This is a genomic window from Caulobacter sp. GW821-FHT10E02, from assembly GCF_059415225.1.
In genome coordinates, this window is record NZ_JBWKMV010000001.1 from 1542108 (window position 1) to 1563279 (window position 21172).

At 68.9% G+C, this 21172-nt stretch carries 19 protein-coding genes and 1 pseudogene; 11 read left to right on the forward strand and 9 right to left on the reverse strand.

The genetic code is table 11. The features are described from left to right. The first annotated feature begins 49 nt into the window (after positions 1-49). From AC07NI_RS06945 to AC07NI_RS06965, 5 genes are all read left to right on the forward strand, one after another. A complete protein-coding gene (locus AC07NI_RS06945; RefSeq protein ID WP_494617134.1) occupies positions 50-3022 on the forward strand; it encodes a TonB-dependent receptor in 2973 nt (990 codons plus the stop codon). A 99-nt stretch (positions 3023-3121) separates the two neighbouring features. Beyond that, entirely contained in the window at positions 3122-3643 is a 522-nt protein-coding gene (locus AC07NI_RS06950) for an RNA polymerase sigma factor (RefSeq protein ID WP_494617138.1), read from the forward strand. Continuing rightward, positions 3624-4601, forward strand: a complete 978-nt coding sequence (locus tag AC07NI_RS06955) for a FecR family protein (protein ID WP_494617143.1) — start codon at positions 3624-3626, stop codon at positions 4599-4601. Before AC07NI_RS06950 ends, AC07NI_RS06955 begins: the two co-directional genes overlap by 20 nt. A 95-nt stretch (positions 4602-4696) precedes the next feature. Next, the gene (locus AC07NI_RS06960; RefSeq protein ID WP_494617147.1) at positions 4697-5218 is read left to right on the forward strand and encodes a DUF1097 domain-containing protein; all 522 of its coding nucleotides are present in this window, start codon (positions 4697-4699) and stop codon (positions 5216-5218) included. A 68-nt stretch (positions 5219-5286) separates the two neighbouring features. After that, the gene (locus AC07NI_RS06965) at positions 5287-6186 is read left to right on the forward strand and encodes a LysR family transcriptional regulator (RefSeq protein WP_494617150.1); all 900 of its coding nucleotides are present in this window, start codon (positions 5287-5289) and stop codon (positions 6184-6186) included. On the opposite strand, the gene AC07NI_RS06970 is transcribed toward AC07NI_RS06965, so the two are convergent. Next, positions 6183-7139 carry an NAD(P)H-dependent flavin oxidoreductase gene (locus tag AC07NI_RS06970; RefSeq protein ID WP_494617152.1) on the reverse strand — a complete coding sequence of 319 codons (957 nt, stop codon included), beginning with the start codon at positions 7137-7139 and terminating at the stop codon, positions 6183-6185. The two genes, AC07NI_RS06965 and AC07NI_RS06970, sit on opposite strands and share 4 nt — an antisense overlap. Positions 7140-7357: 218 nt before the next feature. Between AC07NI_RS06970 and AC07NI_RS06975 the strand changes: the two genes are divergently transcribed. Continuing rightward, positions 7358-8428 carry an NAD(P)H-dependent flavin oxidoreductase gene (locus AC07NI_RS06975; RefSeq protein ID WP_494617154.1) on the forward strand — a complete coding sequence of 357 codons (1071 nt, stop codon included), beginning with the start codon at positions 7358-7360 and terminating at the stop codon, positions 8426-8428. Positions 8429-8448: 20 nt separating this feature from the next. After that, positions 8449-9375, forward strand: coding sequence for a LysR family transcriptional regulator (locus AC07NI_RS06980; RefSeq protein ID WP_494617159.1), 927 nt, complete (start codon positions 8449-8451; stop codon positions 9373-9375). 20 nt (positions 9376-9395) lie between these two features. Here AC07NI_RS06980 and AC07NI_RS06985 read toward each other — a convergent pair whose 3' ends face one another. The 3 genes from AC07NI_RS06985 to AC07NI_RS06995 form a co-directional block, all read right to left on the reverse strand. Beyond that, the gene (locus AC07NI_RS06985) at positions 9396-9632 is read right to left on the reverse strand and encodes a tautomerase family protein (protein ID WP_494617161.1); all 237 of its coding nucleotides are present in this window, start codon (positions 9630-9632) and stop codon (positions 9396-9398) included. A gap of 11 nt (positions 9633-9643) precedes the next feature. After that, complete coding sequence (locus tag AC07NI_RS06990) at positions 9644-10357, reverse strand: SDR family NAD(P)-dependent oxidoreductase (protein WP_494617163.1); 714 nt, start codon at positions 10355-10357, stop codon at positions 9644-9646. A gap of 122 nt (positions 10358-10479) precedes the next feature. After that, positions 10480-11478: an alpha/beta fold hydrolase gene (locus AC07NI_RS06995; protein WP_494617165.1), complete on the reverse strand. Its 999-nt coding sequence runs from the start codon at positions 11476-11478 to the stop codon at positions 10480-10482. A gap of 135 nt (positions 11479-11613) precedes the next feature. On the opposite strand from AC07NI_RS06995, the gene AC07NI_RS07000 reads away from it, so the two are divergent. Together AC07NI_RS07000 and AC07NI_RS07005 are read left to right on the forward strand one after the other, a co-directional pair. Then, positions 11614-12081 (forward strand): MarR family winged helix-turn-helix transcriptional regulator, encoded by a 468-nt coding sequence (locus tag AC07NI_RS07000; protein ID WP_494617167.1) that lies wholly within the window; start codon positions 11614-11616, stop codon positions 12079-12081. A 120-nt stretch (positions 12082-12201) separates the two neighbouring features. Continuing rightward, complete coding sequence (locus AC07NI_RS07005; RefSeq protein WP_494617169.1) at positions 12202-12552, forward strand: DUF6894 family protein; 351 nt, start codon at positions 12202-12204, stop codon at positions 12550-12552. A 123-nt stretch (positions 12553-12675) separates the two neighbouring features. Here the strand turns inward: AC07NI_RS07005 and AC07NI_RS07010 are convergent. Then, positions 12676-12816, reverse strand: a pseudogene (locus AC07NI_RS07010) (MarR family transcriptional regulator); the annotation flags it as partial. Positions 12817-13134: 318 nt separating this feature from the next. Between AC07NI_RS07010 and AC07NI_RS07015 the strand changes: the two are divergent. Then, a complete protein-coding gene (locus AC07NI_RS07015) occupies positions 13135-14490 on the forward strand; it encodes an FAD/NAD(P)-binding protein (RefSeq protein ID WP_494617173.1) in 1356 nt (451 codons plus the stop codon). On the opposite strand, the gene AC07NI_RS07020 is transcribed toward AC07NI_RS07015, so the two are convergent. From AC07NI_RS07020 to AC07NI_RS07035, 4 genes are all read right to left on the reverse strand, one after another. Next, positions 14487-15185 carry an FABP family protein gene (locus AC07NI_RS07020; RefSeq protein ID WP_494617177.1) on the reverse strand — a complete coding sequence of 233 codons (699 nt, stop codon included), beginning with the start codon at positions 15183-15185 and terminating at the stop codon, positions 14487-14489. The two genes, AC07NI_RS07015 and AC07NI_RS07020, sit on opposite strands and share 4 nt — an antisense overlap. Before the next feature lie 69 nt (positions 15186-15254). After that, on the reverse strand, positions 15255-16529 hold the full coding sequence (locus tag AC07NI_RS07025) for an MFS transporter (protein ID WP_494617182.1): 1275 nt from the start codon (positions 16527-16529) through the stop codon (positions 15255-15257). 57 nt (positions 16530-16586) lie between these two features. Beyond that, positions 16587-17870, reverse strand: coding sequence for a M28 family peptidase (locus AC07NI_RS07030; protein WP_494617185.1), 1284 nt, complete (start codon positions 17868-17870; stop codon positions 16587-16589). A gap of 14 nt (positions 17871-17884) precedes the next feature. After that, complete coding sequence (locus AC07NI_RS07035) at positions 17885-20221, reverse strand: TonB-dependent receptor (RefSeq protein WP_494617187.1); 2337 nt, start codon at positions 20219-20221, stop codon at positions 17885-17887. A 216-nt stretch (positions 20222-20437) separates the two neighbouring features. On the opposite strand from AC07NI_RS07035, the gene AC07NI_RS07040 reads away from it, so the two are divergent. After that, a complete protein-coding gene (locus tag AC07NI_RS07040) occupies positions 20438-21151 on the forward strand; it encodes a GntR family transcriptional regulator (RefSeq protein ID WP_494617189.1) in 714 nt (237 codons plus the stop codon). The last annotated feature ends 21 nt before the right edge of the window (positions 21152-21172 follow it).

The following is a 21172-nucleotide window of genomic DNA, read 5'->3' on the forward strand; positions in this document are numbered from 1 at the left end:
GTTCGCCCAGGCGCCGGAAGCTTTGCCGGTCGCCGCTGTGAGGACCCTGATGGCGGTACGGCGCGCCTGGCTGTCGCGATCTGGCTCCATGCTGAGCCTGGTCGCCGGCCTCTCGGCGACAGCAGCCATCGCTCCGGCGCGGGCCGAGGCGCCGCGACGCTTCGAGATCCAGGGCGGCGACCTCTCCCAAGTCCTCAACATCTTCTCGCACCAGGCCGACGTGCCGGTCATGACCCTGGCCGACATCCGCCATCGCACCAGCCGGGGCGTGCGCGGCCTGCTGACGCCGCACGAGGCGCTGAACCGGCTGATCGATGGCCAGAACCTGCGGGTGGTGGCGGCCGGCGGCGGCTATGTCCTGCGCGAGGCCGCGGCCGCCCCGCCCCCGCCGCCCGTGGCGACGCCCCATGTCGCGCCTCCGCCCGACGTCCCGACCGAGGTTGATCAGGTCGTGGTCACCGGCTTTCGCGAGACCATGCTGCACGCCCGCGACCTGAAGCGTCACGTCGCCGGGAGCCAGGAGGTCATCCTGGCCGAGGACATCGCCGCCTTCCCCGATCTCAATCTGGCCGAGTCCCTGCAGCGGGTGCCCGGCATGACCATCTCACGCGACACCGGCGAAGGCCGGCAGATCGCCCTGCGGGGCCTCGGTCCCGACTTCACCCGCGCCCAGCTTAACGGCATGGAGGTCTCGGCCTCGACCGCCTCGGGCATGGACAATCGCGGCTCGGTCAGCCGCACCCGGGCCTTCGACTATTCGATCTTCGCCAGCGAGCTCTTCAACAAGGTCACGGTCTGGAAGTCCTACGCCGTCGACCAGGACGAGGGCGGCATCGGCGGCACGGTCGAGCTGCGCACGGCCAAGCCGTTCGACTATGGCGACGACAAGCTGGCCTTCTCGGCCAAGGCCCTGACCAACAGCGCCACGGGCGCGGTCAGCCCGCGCTTCGCCGCCCTGGCCTCGCATCGCAAGGGCGACTTCGGGGCCCTGGTCTCGGTGGCCTATAGCGAGAACGACGCCAACGAGTACGGCTATCGCAACTGGGGCTGGACGCCGGTCAATTTCGGCGTCGCCAATGTTGGGCCGGGCGTCGATCCCAAGCTGGCCGACCGGCTGATCAACGCCACGGGCGCCAACCGCGTCGTCGCACCGATCGCCGAGAGCTATTCGACCTGGTTCGATCACCGCACGCGGCTGGGCGTCACCCTGGCCCTGCAATACGAGCCCGGAACCCGCCTGAAGCTAGGCGCCGACCTGCTCTATGGTCGCCTGTCCAACGATCGCGACGAGTTCTCGCTGGCGTCGGCCGGCGACAACCCGCTGACCGGCGACGTCAAGGGAACCCAGCGACTGCGGGCCGCCGAGGTGCGGGGCAGCACCCTCGTCTATGCCGACTATTCCGGCGGGGTCGACCTGCGCAGCGAGCACAAGCGTTCGGAAGACACCACGGTCTTCCTGCAGGGCGCGGTCAATGCCGAGTGGCAGGCCTCCGACCGCCTGCGCCTGCGGGCCATGACCGGCTATTCGAAATCCGACTTCGAGGGGCCTGTCTTCGACAAGATCTTCCTGCAGGCCAGCAACAAGGCCTTCAGCTACGACCTGCGGGACGGCGACGCGGCGGCCGGCAACACCTACGGATTCGATCCAGCCGATCCTACCCAATGGAACCTGATGCGGGCAGACACCCGCGAGGATCAGGTCGTCAACGAGTTCACCACCGGCCGGCTCGACTTCGACTACCAGGCCGCCCCGGCGCTGATCATAGAGGGCGGCGCCCAGTACAAGGCGTTCCGCAACAACGGCTATTCGCGGCGCGGCCGCACCGATTATCCGACCGGCGGCTCCAACCCGGTGGCGGTCAAGCAGCTGATCTTCGAGACCTCGCTGCGGCCTTATGTGGTCGGCGACATCGACGCCACCTTCGCCCGCCTGGGTGTGCCGCGCGACCTCAGCGCCGCCGACGACCAGCCCGGCACCGACTACTCGATCACCGAGAAGACCTGGGCCGCCTATCTGATGGCGCGGGCCAACGGGCTGGTCGGCGAGCGGACCTGGCGCGGGGACCTGGGCCTGCGCTGGTACGCCACCGACCTGACCTCGGCGGGCATGGTCAATACCGGGACCAAGCTGGAGCCGGCCACGATCCACAGCACCTATGACGGCGTGCTGCCCGCCGCGAACCTGGCGGTCGACCTGTCGCCCAAGGTGGTGGCGCGCGTCTCGGCCAACCGCAACATCAGCCGGCCCAGCCTTTCGGATCTGCGCGCGGCCGGCAACGTCAACTCCGCGCCGTTCGGCGGCACCATCTCGGCCGGCAATCCGAACCTGCGCCCGTTCCTGGCCGACGCCGTCGAGGGCGCGCTGGAGGTCTATCAGGGCCGCACCGGCTATTTCGCGCTCAGCCTGTTCTACAAGCGGATGGACTCGTTCATCACCACGGCGACCAATTCGGTGACCTACGGCTCGACGGGCTATCCGCTGGAGTTCCTGTCGCCGGGCAACGGCCCCAATACGATCTACAGCTTCGTGCGGCCAGTGAACGGAAACGGCGCCTCGATCCGCGGGGTCGAGCTGGCCATGCAGCGGGACTTCGACTTCCTGCCCGCCCCGTTCGACAAGCTGGGCTTCGTCGGCAACGTCACCCGCGCCTCGGGCCGCTCCAACGTACTGATCGACGACACTTCGGTCATGCTGGACCTCTTCCAACTGTCGAAATGGACCTCGAACGCCACGCTCTATTACGAGACCTCCCGCTGGGGCGCGCGGGTCTCGTCGGCCTATCGCGCCGGCTATCTAGACGGTCCCGGCGGCCAGGGCTCCGTCGGCTCGGGCTACAAGCCCAGCAACAACATCGACTTCGCCGCCCACTACAACACGGCCTGGGGTCTTCGGGTCGTCGTGGAAGGCGTCAACCTGACCAACGCCGCGATCACCCAGTACAACGACATCACCGAGAAGCGCCTGACCGCCCGCACCGTCAGCGGGCGCACCTTCACCCTCGGCGTCACCTACGAGTTCTGACGCACGATGGCCAAAAACATAGATTTCCTGTCCCCGTTCGCGCGGTTCGCGCCTCTACCCACCATGGACGCGTGCACGACCATGCCGACTGGAAGCGCCATGAAGGACGTCCTCGCGGAGCTGCGGCCCCACGAGCGCAAGCTCGCGGCCTATATCGTGCGCCGATCCAAGGACCCCGCGCGGGCCGAGGACATCCTGCAGGAGACCTTGCTGACGGTGCTGCGCCAGGCGCGGAAACAGGAGATCACCCAGCCGCTGGCCTATGCCTACCGGGTGGCGGACTCGCTGATCTTCGCCCAGGCCCGCCGCGACCGGCGCGAGGAGCCGATCGGCGACGAGGACTTCGGCTGCGACATGCCCTTGCCCGACGCGGTCCTGGAGCACAAACAACGGGCCGCGGTGTTCGAGAAGGCGCTGAAGCGTCTCTCGCCCCTGCGCCGCGACATCTTCATCCGCCGTCATATCGACGGCCAGTCCAGACAAGCCATCGCCGACGATCTTCGGATCAATGTGGAGGCCGTCAAGAAACACCTCGTGCGGGCCATGACCGAATTGGCCGGCGCGATGCAGGACGCGGCGGTCAACGCCGCGCGAGAAGGAAATGGCCGCCATGCGCGCTAACGACAACTGGCGCCTGCCGTCCGACGAGGACCTGGAGATCGCCGCCGACTGGGCCGATCGCGTTGCCGAGCTGACCGCCGACGAGCGTGCGGACCTGGAAGCCTGGCTGGCCGGCGCCCCCGGTCGCGCCGCCGCCTTCGCCCTGATGCGCGACACCCAGCGCGACGTCGCCTTGCTGGAAGCCGCCGAGCACGTCCGCGCCATCCCGGCCGGCAAGCGCCAGCTGCGCGTGGGCCTGATCGCCGCTGGCGTCGCCATGGTCGCGGGCTTGTCCGCCGCCGTGTTGGTGCGTCCGTACCTGGCCGAGAAGCCGTTCGACCTGGCGACGCCCGTGGGCGCGCGCGCCGAGCACCAGCTCAGCGACAAGTCCGTCATCACCCTGGCCGCCGACACCGGCGTCTCGGTGCGCTACAGCCGCGGCGCCCGCGACGTGGCCCTGAACAAGGGCGATGCGATGTTCGAGGTGGCCAAGGACAAGGCCCGCCCCTTCCGCGTGCAAGCCGGCGACACCCAGGTCACCGCCGTCGGCACCACCTTCGAGGTCGAGCGGGTCAGCGACGCCGTCCAGGTCCGCGTCTTCGACGGCGTGGTCCGCGTCAACCGCGACGGGGCCGAGCGCCGCCTGGGCAAGGGCGAGTGGCTGATGCTGGTCGCCGACCGCGCGCCGGTCCAGGGCCGCCTGGGCGCCGACAGCTACCAGGCCTGGCGCTCGGACTGGCTGGACGCCGACGCCCTACCGCTGAAATACGTGATCGCCCGCCTGAACCGCTACACGGCCCAGAGCGTGGCCCTGCACGATCCGTCGCTGGGCGAGCTGAAGGTTAGCGGCCGCTTCAAGCTGGACCGCCCCGCCGAATCCCTGGCCATGATCGCCGCCTTGCTGGACATGCGGACCGATCCGGACGGCCGGAAGGTCTATCTCTCGCCCCGCCAGCAGGCGCGCCGACCCGCGGCCTAAGATAAAGCGCATCCGATGCAATTGACGTGCACGGCCTGACGGCTATATGACTCGGTACCGATTTAATCGATACCGATTACAAAGCGAGCCACGCCATGAACCTCATCGACAAGATCTTCGCCACGCCCGTCAACACGACGCCAGGTCCGCTGCGCTTCCACGCCATGACCCTGGTCGTGGCCATCGTCGCCGGCGTCTCGACCTTCGGCACCCTCGCGGTGATGCTGCCGGCCTCGGCCATGTTCCTGGGGTGGGTCGGCTACAGCCTGGGCTCGGGGACGCCGCGCGAGGGCCTGGCCAACATCACGGCCTTCGTGCTGGGCGTGGTGTTCGGCATCGGCACGGCCCTGGCCATCAACGCCCTGACGCCACTGGTCGGCGCTGCCGCCACCCCGCTGGCGGTGTCGGGCGTGGTGATCCTCGTCCTCAGCCTGCGGACCCTGGCGCCGGTCAACAACGCCCTGGCCTACTTCCTGGGCATCACCAGCTTCTTCTATTCGGGTCTGATGCCGACGGCCGGGACCTTCGCGATCCTGGCGACGGCCGGCGTCATCGGCGCCATCTCGGCGGCTATCGCCGGGACGCTTCAGGCGGCCGTCCAAGGCCAGAGCGCCTAGGAACACCTCGCACCGGACGGCGGAATGGCTATGCTTCCGCCGTCGTTCTCTTGAACCCCGGAAGGATCATGGACCGCATCGACGCCATGAAGGTGTTCGTGACGGCGCTGGACGAGGGCAGCCTCGTCGGCGCGGCCCGAAAGCTTGGGCGCTCGCCGGCGGCGGTCAGCCGCGCCATCGTCTTGCTGGAGAACCATGTCGGCGCGCCGCTGCTGCACCGCACGACCCGGGTCATCAAGCTGTCCGAGGCTGGCGAGCGCTACGCCGCCGCCTGCCGCCGGGCCCTGGTCGACCTGGAGGAAGCCGACCTGATCGTCGCCGACGAGAAGTCGGCCCCGCGTGGTGTGCTGTCGGTCACCGCCCCGGTGTTCGGCGGCGAAGTCTATCTGCGGCCAGTCATCGAGGCGTTCATGGACGCCTATCCGGAGGTCAGCGTCCGCCTCTACCTGTTCGACCGGCCGGTGAACCTGATCGAGGAAGGCCACGACGTCGCCCTGCGCTTCGCCCACGTTCAGGATGCGACCCTGACGGCGGAGAAGGTCGGCGAGGTCCACCGCGTCGTGGTCGCCGCGCCCGCCTATCTGGATCGCAGCCCGGCCATCGCCGAGCCTGCCGACCTGACCGGCCACAGCATCGTCGCCATGACCCGCTTCGGCATCGACTCCTGGAGCTTCCCCGGGACCCCACTGCCTCGCACGGTGGCGATCCAGCCACGCCTGGTGGTCAACAGCGCCCAAGCCGCCGTGGCCTCGGCGCTCGAAGGACGCGGGATCACGCGGCTGTCCTCGCACCATGTCGCGGCGCAGCTGAAGGCCGGGACCTTGCGGCGCATCCTGGAAAAGGACCAGCCGCCACCCCTGCCCGTCAACCTGGTGACTCCGCACGGCCGCCAGGCGGTCCCGAAGGTTCGCGCGTTCGTGGAATTCGCCGCGCCACGCCTGCGAGCCGTGTTCGAGGACCTGAACTAGGCCAGTAGCACGGCGGCCTGGGCAGCGATCCTCCGGACCAGATCGCCCGCCGGCGGCAGGTCATGGATCAGCCCCACGGACTCGCCCGCGCCGATATTGGCGATGTCGAAGTCGGCCTCGGCGACGGCGCCCTTGTAGACGGGCTGTAGCGCGGCCTTCTCCGCCTTCAGCCCCAATGGATCACCCTCCCAGCGATCGAGGAAGTCGTTGCGCAGGAACCGCGCCCGGTAGCCTGCAGGCCAATCGCGCTCGCGCAGGACGTCGTAGACGCTGGTGCGGGCGGTCTCGTCGCCACCCGCCGCGATCAGCCGCACCTTGGCGGCGGGATGGGTCAGGGCCTCCTGGCTGGCGGAGAACCGCGTGCCCATCATCGCTCCGTCCGCGCCCAGCATCAGGGCGGCCACCAGGCCCCGGCCGTCGGCTATCCCGCCAGCCGCCAGCAACAGGGCGTCGTAGCTGCCGCGCGAGATCAGGTCGGCGACCTGAGGCGTGAAGGCCATCGTTCCCTGCCCCGCGCCGCTGTGGCCACCAGCTTCGGTCCCCTGCGCCACCACGATGTCGACGCCGAGGTCGAGCACATGCCTCGCCTGGTCCAGCGTGTTGACCTGGGCGACCAGCATCGCGCCCGCCGCATGAATCTGGTCCACGAACGGGGCCGGGTCGCCGAATGACAGCATCACCGCCTTGGGCTTGTGGGCCAAAGCGAGGTCCAGCAGCTCCGGCTGCTTCGCCAGGCTCCAGGTGATGAAGCCGACGCCGATCGGTGCGTTACCCGCCTTGGGGAATTCCGCCTCCAGCCATTCGCGGTCGCCATAACCGCCACCGAGCACGCCGAAGCCGCCGGCCTCGCTGACCACCCTGGCCAAGGCTCCGCCGCCGATCTGGTCGAGCGGAGCCAGCACGATCGGATGCTCGATCCCGAGACGCCGGGTCAGTCTGTTCGCGAGGACCATGTGCGGCTCCTTATCCATAGCCCGGACAAATAGATCCGGCCTCGAGATCGCCTAGGGACGCGGCGCGGCGGACACTGTTGCGCAAGACGTGGGAATGCCGGGCAAATGGACCTGGCGACTATTGCGCCGGACGCAATCCGCTCTGCCGGCGGACGGGCGTTCGGTCGGGACGCGATCGGCGCTATGACTGGCGCGGTCAGCTAACAGGACAGTGCGCTATGAGTACCATCGTGCAGCGGATCGGCGTGCAACTTCCGGTTATCCAGGCCCCCATGGCGGGTACGTCCACGCCCGCTCTGGCGGCGGCCGTCACCAATGCGGGGGCGCTGGGCTCGATCAGTGTCGGCGCGGTCGACGCGGCCAAGGCCGGCGAGATGATCGCCGCGCTGAAGGCGCTGACCGACGGCCCGTTCAACGTCAACGTCTTCACCCACCAGCCGGCCCAAGCCGATCCGGCGCGCGAGCGCGGCTGGACAGAGGCTTTGCGCCCGGTATTCGCCACCTATGACGCCAAACCGCCGGCGGCGCTGAGCGAGATCTACACCAGCTTCAATGTCGATGAAGCGATGCTGGAGACCTTGTTGGCGGCCAAGCCCGCCGTGGTCAGCTTCCACTTCGGCCTGCCGCCCGAACGGTTCATCCAGCGGCTGAAGGCCGAGGGGATCATCCTGCTGGCCAGCGCCACCAATCTGGGCGAAGGCCGTGCGGTCGAAGCCGCCGGCATCGACGCCGTCGTCGCCCAGGGCTGGGAAGCCGGGGGCCATCGCGGCGTGTTCGATCCGGCCGCGCCCGATCCGCAGCTGGGCACGATGGCCCTGACGCGGCTGCTGGTCCGCGAGCTCTCGATACCGGTCATCGCCGCTGGCGGGATCATGGACGGCGCCGGCATCGCGGCCGCGCTCGATCTCGGCGCTCAAGCCGCCCAGATGGGCACGGCCTTCATCGCCTCGCCAGAGTCCAGCGCCGATGCCTGGCACCGCGCCGCCCTGCTGGGCCCCGGCGCGGCGGCTACCGAGATGACGGCGCTACTCTCCGGCCGGTTGGCCCGGTCGCTGCCCAACCGCTTCACGGCCTTGAAGGACGCGGAACTGAAGGGCGTCGCCCTGCCCGACTACCCGATCGCCTACGACGCCGGCAAAGCCCTGGCGGCCGCCGCCCGGGCCAAGGGCGAAGGCGGCTTCGGCGCCCAGTGGGCCGGGCAAGGCGCGCCGCTGGCCCGCGCCCTGCCCGTCGGCGAACTGATCGCCACCTTGGCGGCCGAGCTCGAAGCGGCGCATAGAGGTCGCTGACACTTCGCCAAGGAACGCGCTTGGATCGCCTCGACGCCATGAAGGTCTTCGTGGTCGCGCTGGACGAGGGCAGCCTCGCCGGCGCGAGCCGCGTCCTGGGTCGCTCCCCGGCCGCCGTCAGCCGCGCGATCGCCTTCCTGGAGGAGCACGTCGGCGGCCAGTTGCTGTACCGCACCACGCGCGGCATGAAGCTCAGCCCCGCCGGCGAACGCTACGCCGCCGCCTGCCGCCGCATCCTGTCCGACCTGGAGGAAGCCGAGTTGCACGCGGCCGGCGAACGCGCCACGCCGCGCGGCGTCCTCACCCTTTCGGGCCCGCCGATCGCCGGCGAGATAGTGCTGCGGCCGATCGTCGACGCCTTCCTGAAGGCCCACCCGACCGTGTCGGTGCGGCTGCAGTTGGTCGACCGCCATGTCAGCCTGATCGACGAGGGCGTCGACATCGCCCTGCGGGTCGCCGACCTGCCGGACTCCTCGCTGATCGCCGTGAAGGTCGGGGCCGACGTGCGGCGCATCGTGGTCGCCTCGCCGCGCTATCTGGCCGAGAACCCGACCATCCGCGAGCCTGGCGACCTCTCTCGGCACCAGATCGTGGCCATGGGCAATTTCGGACTCGACAGCTGGACCTTCCCGCCGGCCCGCGTCGTGAGTTTTACACCGAGGATCGTGGTCAACACCGTCCGCGCCGCGGCCGCCTCGGCGGTCGAGGGCCTGGGCGTCACCCGGCTCTATTCGTACCACGTGGCCGAGGAGGTCCGGGATGGCCGGTTGCAGGTGGTGCTGGCCGACCACGAGCCGCGTCCACAGCCGGTGCACATGGTGGTCCAGCCCTTCCGCATCACCGTGCCGAAGGTCCGCGCCTTCCTCGACTTCGCCGCCCCGCGCCTGAAGACGGCCTTCAACGAGCTGGCCTGCGAGGCGCGGGACATGACAAAGGGCGAGCCGTAGAACGGCCCGCCCTGGTTTTCCTAGAACCCTCCACCTTCAAGGGTCTTGCGGTATTCGAGGGCCGGCAGGCCGCCCCAGCCCCAGTTGTCCGTCTCGACCTCATGGATCGCGACGAAGGTGGCGCTCTTGGGCTTGCCCAGCGTGTCGAGCAGCAGGTCGCTGACACCCGCGATCAGCTTGGCTTTTTCCTCAGCCGTGGCCGCCGTGCGGCCCTCGCCCGTGCCTTCGCGGGTGATGTAGATGTGCACCATCGGCATGGCGGGTCTCCTTACCAGTGGCCGGCGGCCTGGCCGCCGTCGACGTACAGGGTCGAGCCGGTCACGAACGGGGCCTTTTCCAGGTAGAGGACGGCGTCGACGACATCCTGGATCTCGCCCATCCGGCCGACCGGATGCAGGGCGGCCAGGAACTCGTGGGTCTCAGGGCCGTGCATCGGCGTCTTGATCACGCCCGGCGCCACGGCGTTCACGCGGATGCCGCGACCGGCATATTCGATCGCCAGACCCTTGGTGGCCGCCTTCAGCCCGCCCTTGGTGATCGAGGCCAGGACGGCCGGCACGCCGTTGATCGGCTGGTCGACCAGGCTGGTGGTGATCTGCACCACGTGACCCGAACCCTGCGCCTCCATGTGGCGGATGGCGTGCTGAGTGACGAAGAAGAAGCCGGCCAGGTTGGTGTTGATATTGGCCGTCCAGTCCTCGACCGAGAACTCGGTGAAGGGCTTGGCGGTGAAGATGCCGGCGTTGTTGATCAGGGTGTCGACGCGGCCGAACACCTTGATCGTTTCCGCCACGATCCGCTCGGCCACGGCCGGGTCGGAGACGTCGCCGGCGATGTTCAGGACGTCCGGGTCCGTGCTGGCCTTGATCGACCGCGAATTGGCGACGACGCGGTAGTCGGCGTCGCGATAGGCCTTGACCAGGGCGGCGCCGATGCCTTGCGAGGCGCCGGTGATGATGACGACTTTCTTGTGCGTGCTCATGGGACCTTCTCTCCAGTTGGCGGCGACCTCGCCGTCGATGGAGAGAAGGTGGCCCAGGCCGCCGCGCGATCGAATACCCGCCATCCGGCGGGCAGCCTTGCGCGCGGTGGCACAATCGAGCCCTAGAGCTTCACGACGTCCAGGATCGCCTGGGCGAAGGCCTTGGGCGCTTCCTGCGGCAGGTTGTGGCCGATGCCGCCGGTCAGGGTGCGGTGGGCGTACCTGCCGGTGAACTTCTTGGCGTAGTTGGCCGGGTCCGGGTGCGGCGCGCCGTTGGCGTCGCCTTCCATCGTGATGGTCGGAACGGTGATCACCGGCGCGGTGGCCAGCTTGGCCTCCAGCGCGTCGAAGCGCGGCTCGCCCTGCGCCAGACCCAGGCGCCAACGGTAGTTGTGGACCGTGATCGCCACGTGGTCGGGGTTCTGCAGCGACGCCGCTGCGCGGGCGAAGGTCGCGTCGTCGAAGTTCCACTTCGGCGAGGCCAGCTTCCAGATCAGCTTGGCGAAGGCGTCGCGGTTCTGCTCGTAGCCCAGCCGGCCGCGCTCGGTGGAGAAGTAGAACTGATACCACCATTGCAGCTCGGCCTCGGGCGGCAGCGGCTTGGCGCCGGCGGCCTGGCTGCCGATCAGGTAGCCGCTGACGGCGACCAGCGCCCTCACCCGCTCGGGCCAGACCGCCGCGACGATGTCGGCGGTCCGCGCGCCCCAATCGAAGCCGCCCAGGATCGCGGTCTTGATGCTGAGCGCGTCCATCAGATCGACGACGTCGGTGGCCAGGGCCGCCGGCTGGCCGTTGCGGACCGCGTCGGGCTTGAGGAAGCGGGTCTCGCCGTAGCCGCGCAGGTGCGGGGTGATCACGCGATAGCCGGCGGCGGCCAGGATCGGCACGACATCCTCGAAGGCGTGCACATCATAGGGCCAGCCGTGCAGCAGGATCACCACCTCACCCTTTGCCGGGCCGGCCTCGAAATAGGCGACGTCGAGATCGCCGGCGGCGACGTGGCGCGGCTGGCCAAGGCCGCGCGCCTGAGCCTGTGCGGGCGCGCTCAGGGCGGTGGCGCTGGTGACGGCCAGACCGGCGGCCAGCAGGCCCCGGCGGGAGGGGTTCGACAAAGGGGACATGATCGACCTTACGAAATACGGAAACGATTTAATCGGACCCGATATACATAGCGACCAATTCATCAGCAAGCACTTTCCGATTTAATCGGACGCGCTATATATAACCCACGATCAACGCTCCGATGAAGGTCAGCCATGCCGTCCGACACCCCCGACGTCTTGAACCAACCGCGCCTGGCTGACTTCTTGTGCTTTGCCGTCTATTCGGCGAACCTGGCCTATGGCCGCGCCTATCGCCCGATCCTGGACGAGCTGGGCCTGACCTACACCCAGTGGATCATCATCGTGGCCCTGTGGGAGCAGGACAACCAGACCGTCGGCGGCCTGGGAGAGAAATTGTTCCTGGAATCCAACACCCTGACGCCGATCCTCAAAAAGCTGGAGGAGCACGGCTATCTGACCCGCCGCCGCGATCCCAAGGACGAGCGCCAAGTGCTGGTCGGCCTGACCGACGCCGGCCGCGCCCTGCGCGAAAAGGGCGGTCAGAAGAACCTGGTCGCGGCCTCGGGCCTGACGCCGGAGGAGTTCGCGGCGGTGCAGAAGGCCGTCTCGAAGCTGCGCGACAACCTAGTCAGCCACGTCAAGGACGGCCCCGCGGCCTAGGCCTCATCGCCCGCTGAGCGACGGCTCGGCGGGTATTCAACTTTTCCTTGCCCAATTGTGGCGCCTTCTTGGCGATCGCGCGTTGTCTAGTGTCGACGAAAACGTCGCCACAGGGTGGCAATGCGCAGGTTCCGCTTCGAGGTGATAGCGCCCGAGCACTTCCCCGATCCGGAAGGCGTCCTGCTGCGCAATCTCGACGAAGCCAGGCGCGAGGCCGCGCGGCTGGGCTCGGCCCTGATCCGCGACTATCCCGAAGCCTTCGAAAAGCCCGGTCCGTGGCTGATGGTGATCCTCGACGAAGCCGGCGCCGTGCTGGCCGAAATCGAGCTAGGGTCGCAAGCGCGCCCGGGTATTCGCCTCTCGGGCCCGCTTCCCGCTCCGCTCAAGTCGGGGAAGCGCCTGGGGCCTTGGACCTTCAGCGGCGGCCAGCTTTACCTGCGCCAGCGAGCGCGCAAGAAGGACGGACAATAGGTCCATGTCCTGACGCGAGAAGCCGGCGAAGGCGGCCGCGTGGGTCGGCGCCAGGTCAGCGATGATCGCCTCGGCCAGCGCGCGTCCGGCCTCCGTCAGGTCCACCACCACCAGCCGGCGATCCTCGGCCGGGGTGCGGCGCTCGACATGGCCCGCGACCACCAGACCGTCGATCGTACGCGTGAGAGTCGTGCGGTCGGCGCCGATGATCCCCGCCAGGGCGGTCATCGACGACAGGCCCTCCTTGTAGAGGGCGTCCAGCACAAGCCATTGGCCGAAGATGATCCCATGGCGCGCCAGGCGGTCGCTAACGAGCAGTCTTCGGGCCTGTTCGGTCTGGAAAAGCAGTCGGTTGAGATCGTCTATGTCGAGCGGCAAAGGCGAAGTCCGGCGTCCCTAGTGAACCTTCAACGCGGTAACCACAATTTCAGATGACGTCGTTCGATCAGTTTGTCGACCGTGTTGCAGATATGCCCAAGCTGTCAGCGGCCCAGCGCGGCCGTCTTGAACGCTTTCGCGAACCTCTTGCCAGACTCCGCGGCATCGCCGACAAAAGCCCATCGCCTTCGTAGAGTTTCGTGCATGGCTCGACCGCAAACGCCTGTCATCGCGGTCATCGGTGCGGGATTCAGCGGCGTGATGACGGCGCTGAACCTGCTGCGCCAATCCCCCGACGTGAAGGTTATCCTGTTCGAGCGGCGCGTGCCCGTCGGCCTGGGCGCGGCCTATGCGACACACAATCCGCACCATCGGCTGAACGTCCGCGCCGGCAATATGAGCGCCTGGCCCGATCGCCCCGGTCACTTCGTCGATTGGCTGGCCAGCGAGGGGCTAGGCCTGGGCGCCGCCGACTTCGCCACCCGCGCCGACTATGGCCGCTACCTGCAGGGCCAGGTGGCCGAGATCGCCGAGGGCCAGGCCGGGGCCGGCCGCCTGGTCGTCAATCCGGACGCCGTGGTCGGCCTGGAGCCCGGCGGCGACGGCTGGCGACTGCGCTGCGCCATGGGCCGCACCGTCGATGTCCACGCCGTCGCCCTGGCCCTCGGCAATCCGCCGCCGGCTCGGCCGCCGGGCATCGACGAGGCCTTCGCCACCACCGGAGCCTATATCGCCGATCCCTGGCGCTGGAACGCCGCCGAGCTGCCGCCCGGTCCCATGCTGTTGATCGGCACGGGCCTGACCATGGTCGACGTCGCCCTGTCGCTGAACGACGCCCAGCGCGGCCGGCCGATCCTGGCGCTATCTCGGCGCGGCCTGGCGCCGCTGGAGCACGACGGCGCGCCGCCGACCCAGCCCCTGCCCCCGCCGCCCGAGGACCTGTCGCCGCTGGCCGCCTTCGCGTGGCTCAAGGACATGGCCGCCGAGCATGGCTGGCGCACGGCCATCGACGCCGTCCGCGCCTCGACCCAGCCGCTGTGGCGGAACTGGTCGGTCGCCGAGAAGCAGGCCTTCCTGCGCCACGCTCGGCCGTTCTGGGAGATCCACCGCCACCGCCTGGCCCCGCAGGTCGCTCGTCGTATCGCGGCCCTGCGCGCCACCGGCCAGCTGACCATCGCCGCCGGCAAGATCCGTGAGCTGGCCCTGAAGCCCGACGGCCTGGCGCTGTGCAAATGGCGCGCCCGGGGCGAGCGCGGGACCTACGTGGCCCGCGCCGTCGCGGTCATCAACTGCACCGGCCCGACCAGCGACGTCCTGGCCTCGAGCGATCCGCTGATCCAGGACCTGACGCGGCGCGGGCTGGCGCGGCCCGACGCCCTGCGGCTGGGTTTCGATATCGACGAGGCCAACCGCCTGCGCGACGTCTCGGGCGCGCCCTCGCCGACCCTGTTCGCGGTCGGTCCCGCCACGCGCGGCGCCCACTGGGAGATCACCGCCGTGCCCGACATCCGCGGCCAGGCGGCCGCCGTCGCCCGGGCTATCGTCGCGTCGCTGGGCTAGCCCTCGACCGGCTCACCGATATTGAGGAAGCCATGCGCCTCGCTGCGGGTCGCCTCGCCGGTCGTGATCCGCATCAGCGGGTTGGGCCGAGGCTCGGCGACCTTGGCCAGGAAGTTGCGGTCGACGTGGCGAAACGGCGCCGTGCGGCCGCGCACCTGCAGCATGGTCGTGGAGGTGTAGGACCAACCGCCGTCGGCCTCGAACCGGACATCCAGTTCATAGGAGTCGGTGCGGAACGCCCACTCCAGGAAGTCGGTCGAGCAGATGCCGTAGCTGGAGCTGCCGCGCTCGGCGCGGACCACCAGGCCCAAGCCGTCCTCGGTCGCCTTGCCCGCCGCCAGGGCTGTCTGGCCGCGCGGGATGGCCAAGGTCTGCAGGATCAAGCCCGTAGCGGGCTCATACAGCCAGTAGCCGACTTGGTCGTGGAAGGTGGTCTCCTCGTCCGAGGCGACAATGTGGACGTGGTAGCGCAGGCCGTAGAACAGCTGCGGGCCGTTGGCCTGCGGATCGATCGGCTGCATCTCGATGCGCTCGAGGAAGTCGCGCCGCTCGGGGCCCTCGGCCTTGGGGTTCAGGTCGACACCCTTGAGACCTTCCCACACGCCGGCCAGTCGGCGCAGCGGACCCAGATTGGCCAGGGTGTCGGGATCGACGTCGGAGGGCTCGGTGAAGATGTCGTCGGGAAAATTGATCATGCCGGCCTCCGGTCGCGCTTGACCCCGGCTCTAGCGGGCCGAGCGCGCCGGTCAAGCTCGACCTTGGCTCTAGAGGGTTCGCCGCCGGGCCAGCAAGGCGGTGCAGACCAGCGAGATCAGGCAGGTGACGGCCAGATAGATCGCGATCGCCAAGCTGCCATGGAACTTGGCGAACAGCGCGGTGGCGATGATCGGCGCGAAACCGCCGCCGAACACCGTGCCGATCTGATAGCCCAGCGAGGCGCCGGAATAGCGGATCTCGACCGGGAACAGTTCGGCGAACAGCGCCGCCTGCGGGCCGTACATCAGGCTGATCAGGACCAGGGCCACGCCGATCGCCAGGATGATCGGCAGGACCGCGCCGGTGTCGATCAGCGGGAACATCGCGAAACCCCAGACCCCGCACAGCACCGCGCCCAGCATGAACAGGCCGCGCCGGCCCAGGCGGTCCGAGGCCGCGCCGCAGGCGATCAGGGCCGGGATCATGGCCAGGCTGGCGATCGTCACCGCCTCCAGCATGGTCTCCTTGCCGGTCCCAGTCGCGCCATAGGCCACCGCATAGGTGATGGCGATGTAGAAGCAGGTGTTGTTGGCGATGAACGCGCCGCCGGCCAGCAGGACGTCGGCCTTGTGCTCACGCAGGATGCGGCTCAGCGGCGAGGTCTTGGTCTGCTGTTCGCTCTTGGCGGCCTCGAACACCTCTGGCTCCTCCAGCGCCCAGTGGACGTAGACGCCGATCAGCACCAGCACCACGCTGAGCAGGAACGGGATCCGCCAGCCCCAGTCCTGGAACAGCTCCGGCGAGACGACCCGGCCCACCACCAGGAACACCAGGTTGGCCAGCACCACGCCCAGCGGCACGCCGATCTGCACGAAGCTGCCGTAGAAGCCTTGCTTGCCCGCCGGCGCGCTCTCGATGGCCAGCAGGGCCGCCCCGCCCCACTGCCCGCCGACGGCCAGGCCTTGGATGAAGCGCAGCGCCACCAGCAGCAGCGGCGCGAACACCCCGATCTCGCCATAGGTCGGCAGCAAGCCTACACAGGTCGTCGCCGCGCCCATGACCAGCAGCGCCACGGCCAACACCTTCTTGCGTCCGTAGAGATCGCCGAAGTGTCCGAACAGCAGGCCGCCGATCGGCCGGGCGATGAAGCCCACCGCAAAGGTGCTGAAGGCGGCGATCTGGGCGACCAGCGGCGGCAGGTCGGCGGGGAAGAACAGCTTGGGAAAAACCAGCGCCGCCGCCGTGCCGTAGATGAAGAAGTCGTACCACTCGATCGCCGCCCCGGCCGAGGCGGTGACGGCGGTCTTGATGATGGACGCGCCTGAAGACCGCGCACGGGCCATGGTTCCCCCTTTGCGCTCTCGCGCCGTGGACTTGAAATCGGTGGTGGTGAAGCCGGACTAGAAGGTGGCGTCGATCGCCGTCCGGAACGCCTTGGCGACCGGCTGGACCAGATCGCCCGACACGCAGCGCATGTCGTCGCCGGGCGTGTGGAAGTAGCGGTGGCCGCCATAAAGCCCGATGGCCGAGGCGTAACCGGCCTCGATCACATTGACCAACTCGCCGCCGGCGTTGGCCTTGTTGGCTTCATAGGTGGCCTCCAGACCGCTGATGCCGTGGAAGGCCTTGCGGGTCCGCTCCAGCAAGTCCGGCGTCGCCGTCAGCACCCGCTGGGCGTCGGCGCTGGGCAGTGGCCGCAGGGTGGCCAGCTCGTGCCAGTCCCGCGCGGCGGCGCTGGCGCCGATGTGGATCCAGGCGTGGGTGTCGGCGGGCTTGGGCGCGTGGTGCTCGAGATACTGCTCGCCGCCCAGATAGATGTACTCGTGGCCGCTGGTGGCGATGAATTCCAGGTTGGCCGGATGCTTGGCCGCCGCCAGGCCGTGGGCCAGCGAGAGCCAGACGGCCACGCCCGCCCCGCGCTCGGCCGCGCAGGCGAACCAGCCCGAGCGGGGCGTGGTGACGATCAGGGTCTTGGCCGCGCCGCGATCCAGGCGGCCGATCAGGTTGTAGGCCGGCCGGCGGCCGACTTCGGCGTCGACGGTCAGGGTCACGGTCGCGCCCGCCTTGGCGGCGGCGACGAACGGCGCGGCGTCCTTGGGGGCCAGCAGGACGACCGGCTTCTGGAAACCGGGCTCCGACGGGCTGACGTTCAGGCCGATGACCTCGCCCGTCGGTCCGGTGGTCACGACCACGGCCGCCGCCGCGCCGCGATCGAAGGCGTCCTTCAAGGCCACGCCGATCGCCGGCTGGGCAATGCTGACCCAGCGGCCGAACGGCAGCACCACCAGCGCGATGGCCCCGTCGAGACCGCCCGACATGGCGGTCGGTTTCAGCGGTGCGGTCAGACCGCCCGCCCCGGTCGTCTTGACGATCGCCTGCGGGAAGACGGTTGCGCGTTGGTCGCCAGCGACCAGGGTCGCTTGGCGGACGGCGGCGTACGGGACGTCGAAGGCCTGCCGCTCGCAGCGATAGCCGAGCGCGGTCAGGTCCTTCTCCAGCCATTCGCCGCTGGCCGTGTCGCCCGCGCCGCCCGAGGCCTTGACCCCGAAGCCGGCGAAGCGCTCCAGCACGGCCTGCAGCCAGGCGGCGTCGGGTTCACCGACCGCCGCTTGAGCACCAGGCGCCGCGGCCAGGGCTCCGACGCCGAGGGCGCCCACCAGAAGATCCCGACGCGACGCGCCCATGCCGTCCTCCGTTCCTACCAGCGGTAGATGATGTTGGCCCCGATCGTCCGGGGCTGGTTGTAGCGATTGGCCAGGGGCGCATTGTTGCTGGTGAACTGCAGCAGCGCGATCTCCTTGTTCATCAGGTTCTGGACGAACACGGCGAACTGGATCCGCTTCACGTCGATGCCGGCCCGCAGGCTCATCTGGTCGACGGGCTTCAGATAGATCGCCGGCGTGGCCAAGGTCACCGTGTCCTGCACGCCGCCGTCCTGGCCTTGATAGGAGATGTTGCCAAAGCCGCTGACGTTCTCGGTGATCCGGTGACGGTAGTCGAGCGTGGCCGAGGCCGTCCATTTCGGGATCTGCGCGACCGACGAGCCGACGACCGGCAGGCCGGCATAGTTGGCCGGTGTCTCGACATAGCGGGCGCGCTGGCGGGCGCCGTTGACGCTGACCGACAGCAGGCCGCCGCCGACCTGGAAGCGACCGTCCAGCGCCGCCGACACGCCGCGTGCGTGGACCGTGCCGCCGTTGATGTTGAAGATCGTCCCGGCCTTCAGGCAAGCGTTCAGCACGGTGCAGCCGTCGGTGATCGAGGTGATCGCGTCGTCGGTCTTGGACCGATAGGCGCTGAGCCGCAGATAGATGTTGCGCGCCAGATTGCCCTTGAAGCCGGCCTCGTAGCTGGTGGTGTCCTCGTTGTCGTAGGTGGAGCGGAACGGGTTCGGCGCGGCCGGCGACGAGGTGCGGGCGTTGACGCCGCCGGCGCGATAGCCGGTGCCGATCTTGGCGTAGACCAGCGACTGCATCGGGCCGGGGATCTTGTAACTGGCCGTGACCGTGTAGTTCAGCCGGTCGGCGCCGAACACATAGGCCGCGCGTGGCGAGGCTGGGGTGCTGGTGTAGAGCAGCACCGTCTCCTGGGCGGCCTTCTTCTTGTCGTCCGAGTAGCGCAGCTCGCCGGCCAGGGTGAAGCCGCCGGTGTGGTAGCGGACCAGGCCGTAGACCGACTTCGACTCGTTGCGCAGCGGCGCGCGGGCCGAGGTGCCGAACGCGGCCGGGAATGTCGCCGGACAGGCCGTCGAGGTCGGCAGCGGCAGGTAGCACAGCGGCGCGCTGGGCGTGCCGGCGCAGATGCCCGCGCCCAGGCGGAAGGTGCACGGCGTGGTCGCCGAGTCCGTGCCGTTCAGGTCGTGCTGGATCAGGTAGTCGGCGCCGGCCAGCCAGTCGAGATCGCCGTTCAGCGCCGCCCCGGCCAGGTGAAAGTCCTGATAGAAGGTGCGGTCCTTGGCCACCGTCGAGGTCTGGCCGAACGGATAGAGGCCCAGCTGGCCCTGCTTCTGCAACGCCGCCTCGGTGGCGAAGTCGACGCCGGCCGCGTAGTCCTGGCGCGAGATCCAGTGGCTGGCCATGGTCGTCGAGGTCAACTTGCCCCAGCCTAGGTCGTAGTCGGCCAGGATCATGGCCCGCTGGGCCTGCTGGTGGACGCCGTCCTTGCCGTCGTGCGGGACGACGAAGCGGTCCTGGGTGAAGCCCAGCGGCAGCGCCGCATTGGCGCCCGGCGGGGCGACATAGGTGTTGAGGAAGGTCGGCAGATTCAGGTCCTGCGCGTCGACCAGGAAATCGACGTCCAGCGGGCCCTTGCTGTAGCGGAGCTGGGCGCGGCCGATCCAGCCGTCGGTGTGGTCGTAGTACTTGTTGCTGTTCGGGTTGAAGTAGAAGCCCTTGCCCTGCCCGATCGCCTGGACGCCCAGGCGCATGGCCACCGTGTCGCTGAGCGCCTGGTTCACCACGGCCGAGACCTTGGTCTGGGACAGCTTGTCGGTATAGGTCGCGTTGACGTAGCCGCTGTCGTTGAACTTCGGCTTGGCCGAGACGATGTTGACGACGCCGTATTCGGAGTTGCGCCCGTACAGCGCGCCTTGCGGCCCTTCCAGCACCTCGACCCGCTCCAGGTCGAAGAAGTCCATGTGGCGGAAGTTGCGGCCGCCCAGGGTGCTGGAGCCGACATAGGCGCCGTTGACGAACAGGCCCACGCCCGAGTCCGCGCCGGTGGCGCGCTGGGTGCCCGAGCCGCGGATCGAGATTTCGCTGAGGTTGTTGCTCTGCAGATCATTGAACCGCACGCCGGGCATGGTGCGCAGCAGGTCGCCGACGCCCGCCACCGGACCCATGGCCTCCAGCTGGGCGGCTGTGACCGCCGAGATCGTCGCCGGCACGTCGCGGAGGGTCTCCTCCTTGCGCTGCGCGGTGACGACCACTTCCTCGATGGCCTGGACGCCGTCGGTCTTGGCTTGTGACTGAGCCAGCGCCGGCGTGGCGGACACGGCAAGTGCGACCGCCGCAGCGGACATGAACAGGTGTCGCATGATCCCTCCCTCGGCGCTGTCTGTGCGCGCCGTTGACGATGAGGACACACGCGCCGTTCGACCGTGTCAATCGGATTGTTCAACAATTCATTCTTGATTATCGGGCAAGATAGGTTTCATCTCGCCACAATCGAACGCGGTTTCCGCTTCCTCGATGTCGATTCCAACGCCAAGATGGCCATGCAGGACACACAACCTCTGAGGCTCACCCTCGTCATGCCGGATATCATCGCGTCGCCGTCGAGCACGGACCCGCTCGTGCAGGCGCTGCGCCGCCAGATCCAGGACGGCCTGCTGTCGCCCGGCGAATGGCTGCGCGAGGCGCGGCTGTGCAACGAGTTCGGCGTCGGCCGCACGATCGCCCGCAAGGCGCTGCGCACCCTGGCCGACGACGGCCTGGTGGTGATCGAGGAGAACCGCGGGGCCTATGTCGCCGCCACCACGGTGCAGGAGGTGTTCGACCTCTACGAGACGCGCGCCGCGCTCTATGGCCTGGCCGCCCGCTTCGCCTGCATCCGCGCCACGCCCAAGCACATGGCCGAGACGCTGAAGCTGATCGACGCCCTGCTGGCCGCCGCCGACAGCGGCGCGGCGGCCGAGGACCTGATCCACCAGTCCGAGACGATCTTCAGCCGCCTCTCCAGCACGGCCAGCGCCGACGCCCAGAAGATGATCGAGTCCGTGCGCCGCAAGACGCGCTGGCATTATTCGTATGTCAGCCTGACCGAGAGCCCCGGCGGTCCGTTCGACCACTGGCGCGTGGTCCGCGAAGGCCTGGCCGCGCGCAACGCCGCCGTGGCGTCCGAGGGCGCGCGTAACATCCTCTACTACATGCAGAACGAAGCCATGCGCCTGATGATCTCGCGCGGCTACGGGCTGGTGCCGACCGATGAGGTCAAGCCCGCGCGCTCGCGCAAGGCTTCGGCCTGACGACCCAATAAGGCTCTGAAG

What these genes read in the sequence shown, in the direction of transcription:
- AC07NI_RS06945 (WP_494617134.1), top strand. Translation starts at nt 50, where the DNA reads ATGGCGGTACGGCGCGCCTGGCTGTCGCGATCTGGCTCCATGCTGAGC.
- AC07NI_RS06950 (WP_494617138.1), top strand. Translation starts at nt 3,122, where the DNA reads ATGAAGGACGTCCTCGCGGAGCTGCGGCCCCACGAGCGCAAGCTCGCG.
- AC07NI_RS06955 (WP_494617143.1), top strand. Translation starts at nt 3,624, where the DNA reads ATGGCCGCCATGCGCGCTAACGACAACTGGCGCCTGCCGTCCGACGAG.
- AC07NI_RS06960 (WP_494617147.1), top strand. Translation starts at nt 4,697, where the DNA reads ATGAACCTCATCGACAAGATCTTCGCCACGCCCGTCAACACGACGCCA.
- AC07NI_RS06965 (WP_494617150.1), top strand. Translation starts at nt 5,287, where the DNA reads ATGGACCGCATCGACGCCATGAAGGTGTTCGTGACGGCGCTGGACGAG.
- AC07NI_RS06970 (WP_494617152.1), bottom strand. Translation starts at nt 7,139, where the DNA reads ATGGTCCTCGCGAACAGACTGACCCGGCGTCTCGGGATCGAGCATCCG.
- AC07NI_RS06975 (WP_494617154.1), top strand. Translation starts at nt 7,358, where the DNA reads ATGAGTACCATCGTGCAGCGGATCGGCGTGCAACTTCCGGTTATCCAG.
- AC07NI_RS06985 (WP_494617161.1), bottom strand. Translation starts at nt 9,632, where the DNA reads ATGCCGATGGTGCACATCTACATCACCCGCGAAGGCACGGGCGAGGGC.
- AC07NI_RS06990 (WP_494617163.1), bottom strand. Translation starts at nt 10,357, where the DNA reads ATGAGCACGCACAAGAAAGTCGTCATCATCACCGGCGCCTCGCAAGGC.
- AC07NI_RS06995 (WP_494617165.1), bottom strand. Translation starts at nt 11,478, where the DNA reads ATGTCCCCTTTGTCGAACCCCTCCCGCCGGGGCCTGCTGGCCGCCGGT.
- AC07NI_RS07000 (WP_494617167.1), top strand. Translation starts at nt 11,614, where the DNA reads ATGCCGTCCGACACCCCCGACGTCTTGAACCAACCGCGCCTGGCTGAC.
- AC07NI_RS07005 (WP_494617169.1), top strand. Translation starts at nt 12,202, where the DNA reads ATGCGCAGGTTCCGCTTCGAGGTGATAGCGCCCGAGCACTTCCCCGAT.
- AC07NI_RS07015 (WP_494617173.1), top strand. Translation starts at nt 13,135, where the DNA reads ATGGCTCGACCGCAAACGCCTGTCATCGCGGTCATCGGTGCGGGATTC.
- AC07NI_RS07020 (WP_494617177.1), bottom strand. Translation starts at nt 15,185, where the DNA reads ATGATCAATTTTCCCGACGACATCTTCACCGAGCCCTCCGACGTCGAT.
- AC07NI_RS07025 (WP_494617182.1), bottom strand. Translation starts at nt 16,529, where the DNA reads ATGGCCCGTGCGCGGTCTTCAGGCGCGTCCATCATCAAGACCGCCGTC.
- AC07NI_RS07030 (WP_494617185.1), bottom strand. Translation starts at nt 17,870, where the DNA reads ATGGGCGCGTCGCGTCGGGATCTTCTGGTGGGCGCCCTCGGCGTCGGA.
- AC07NI_RS07035 (WP_494617187.1), bottom strand. Translation starts at nt 20,221, where the DNA reads ATGCGACACCTGTTCATGTCCGCTGCGGCGGTCGCACTTGCCGTGTCC.
- AC07NI_RS07040 (WP_494617189.1), top strand. Translation starts at nt 20,438, where the DNA reads ATGCCGGATATCATCGCGTCGCCGTCGAGCACGGACCCGCTCGTGCAG.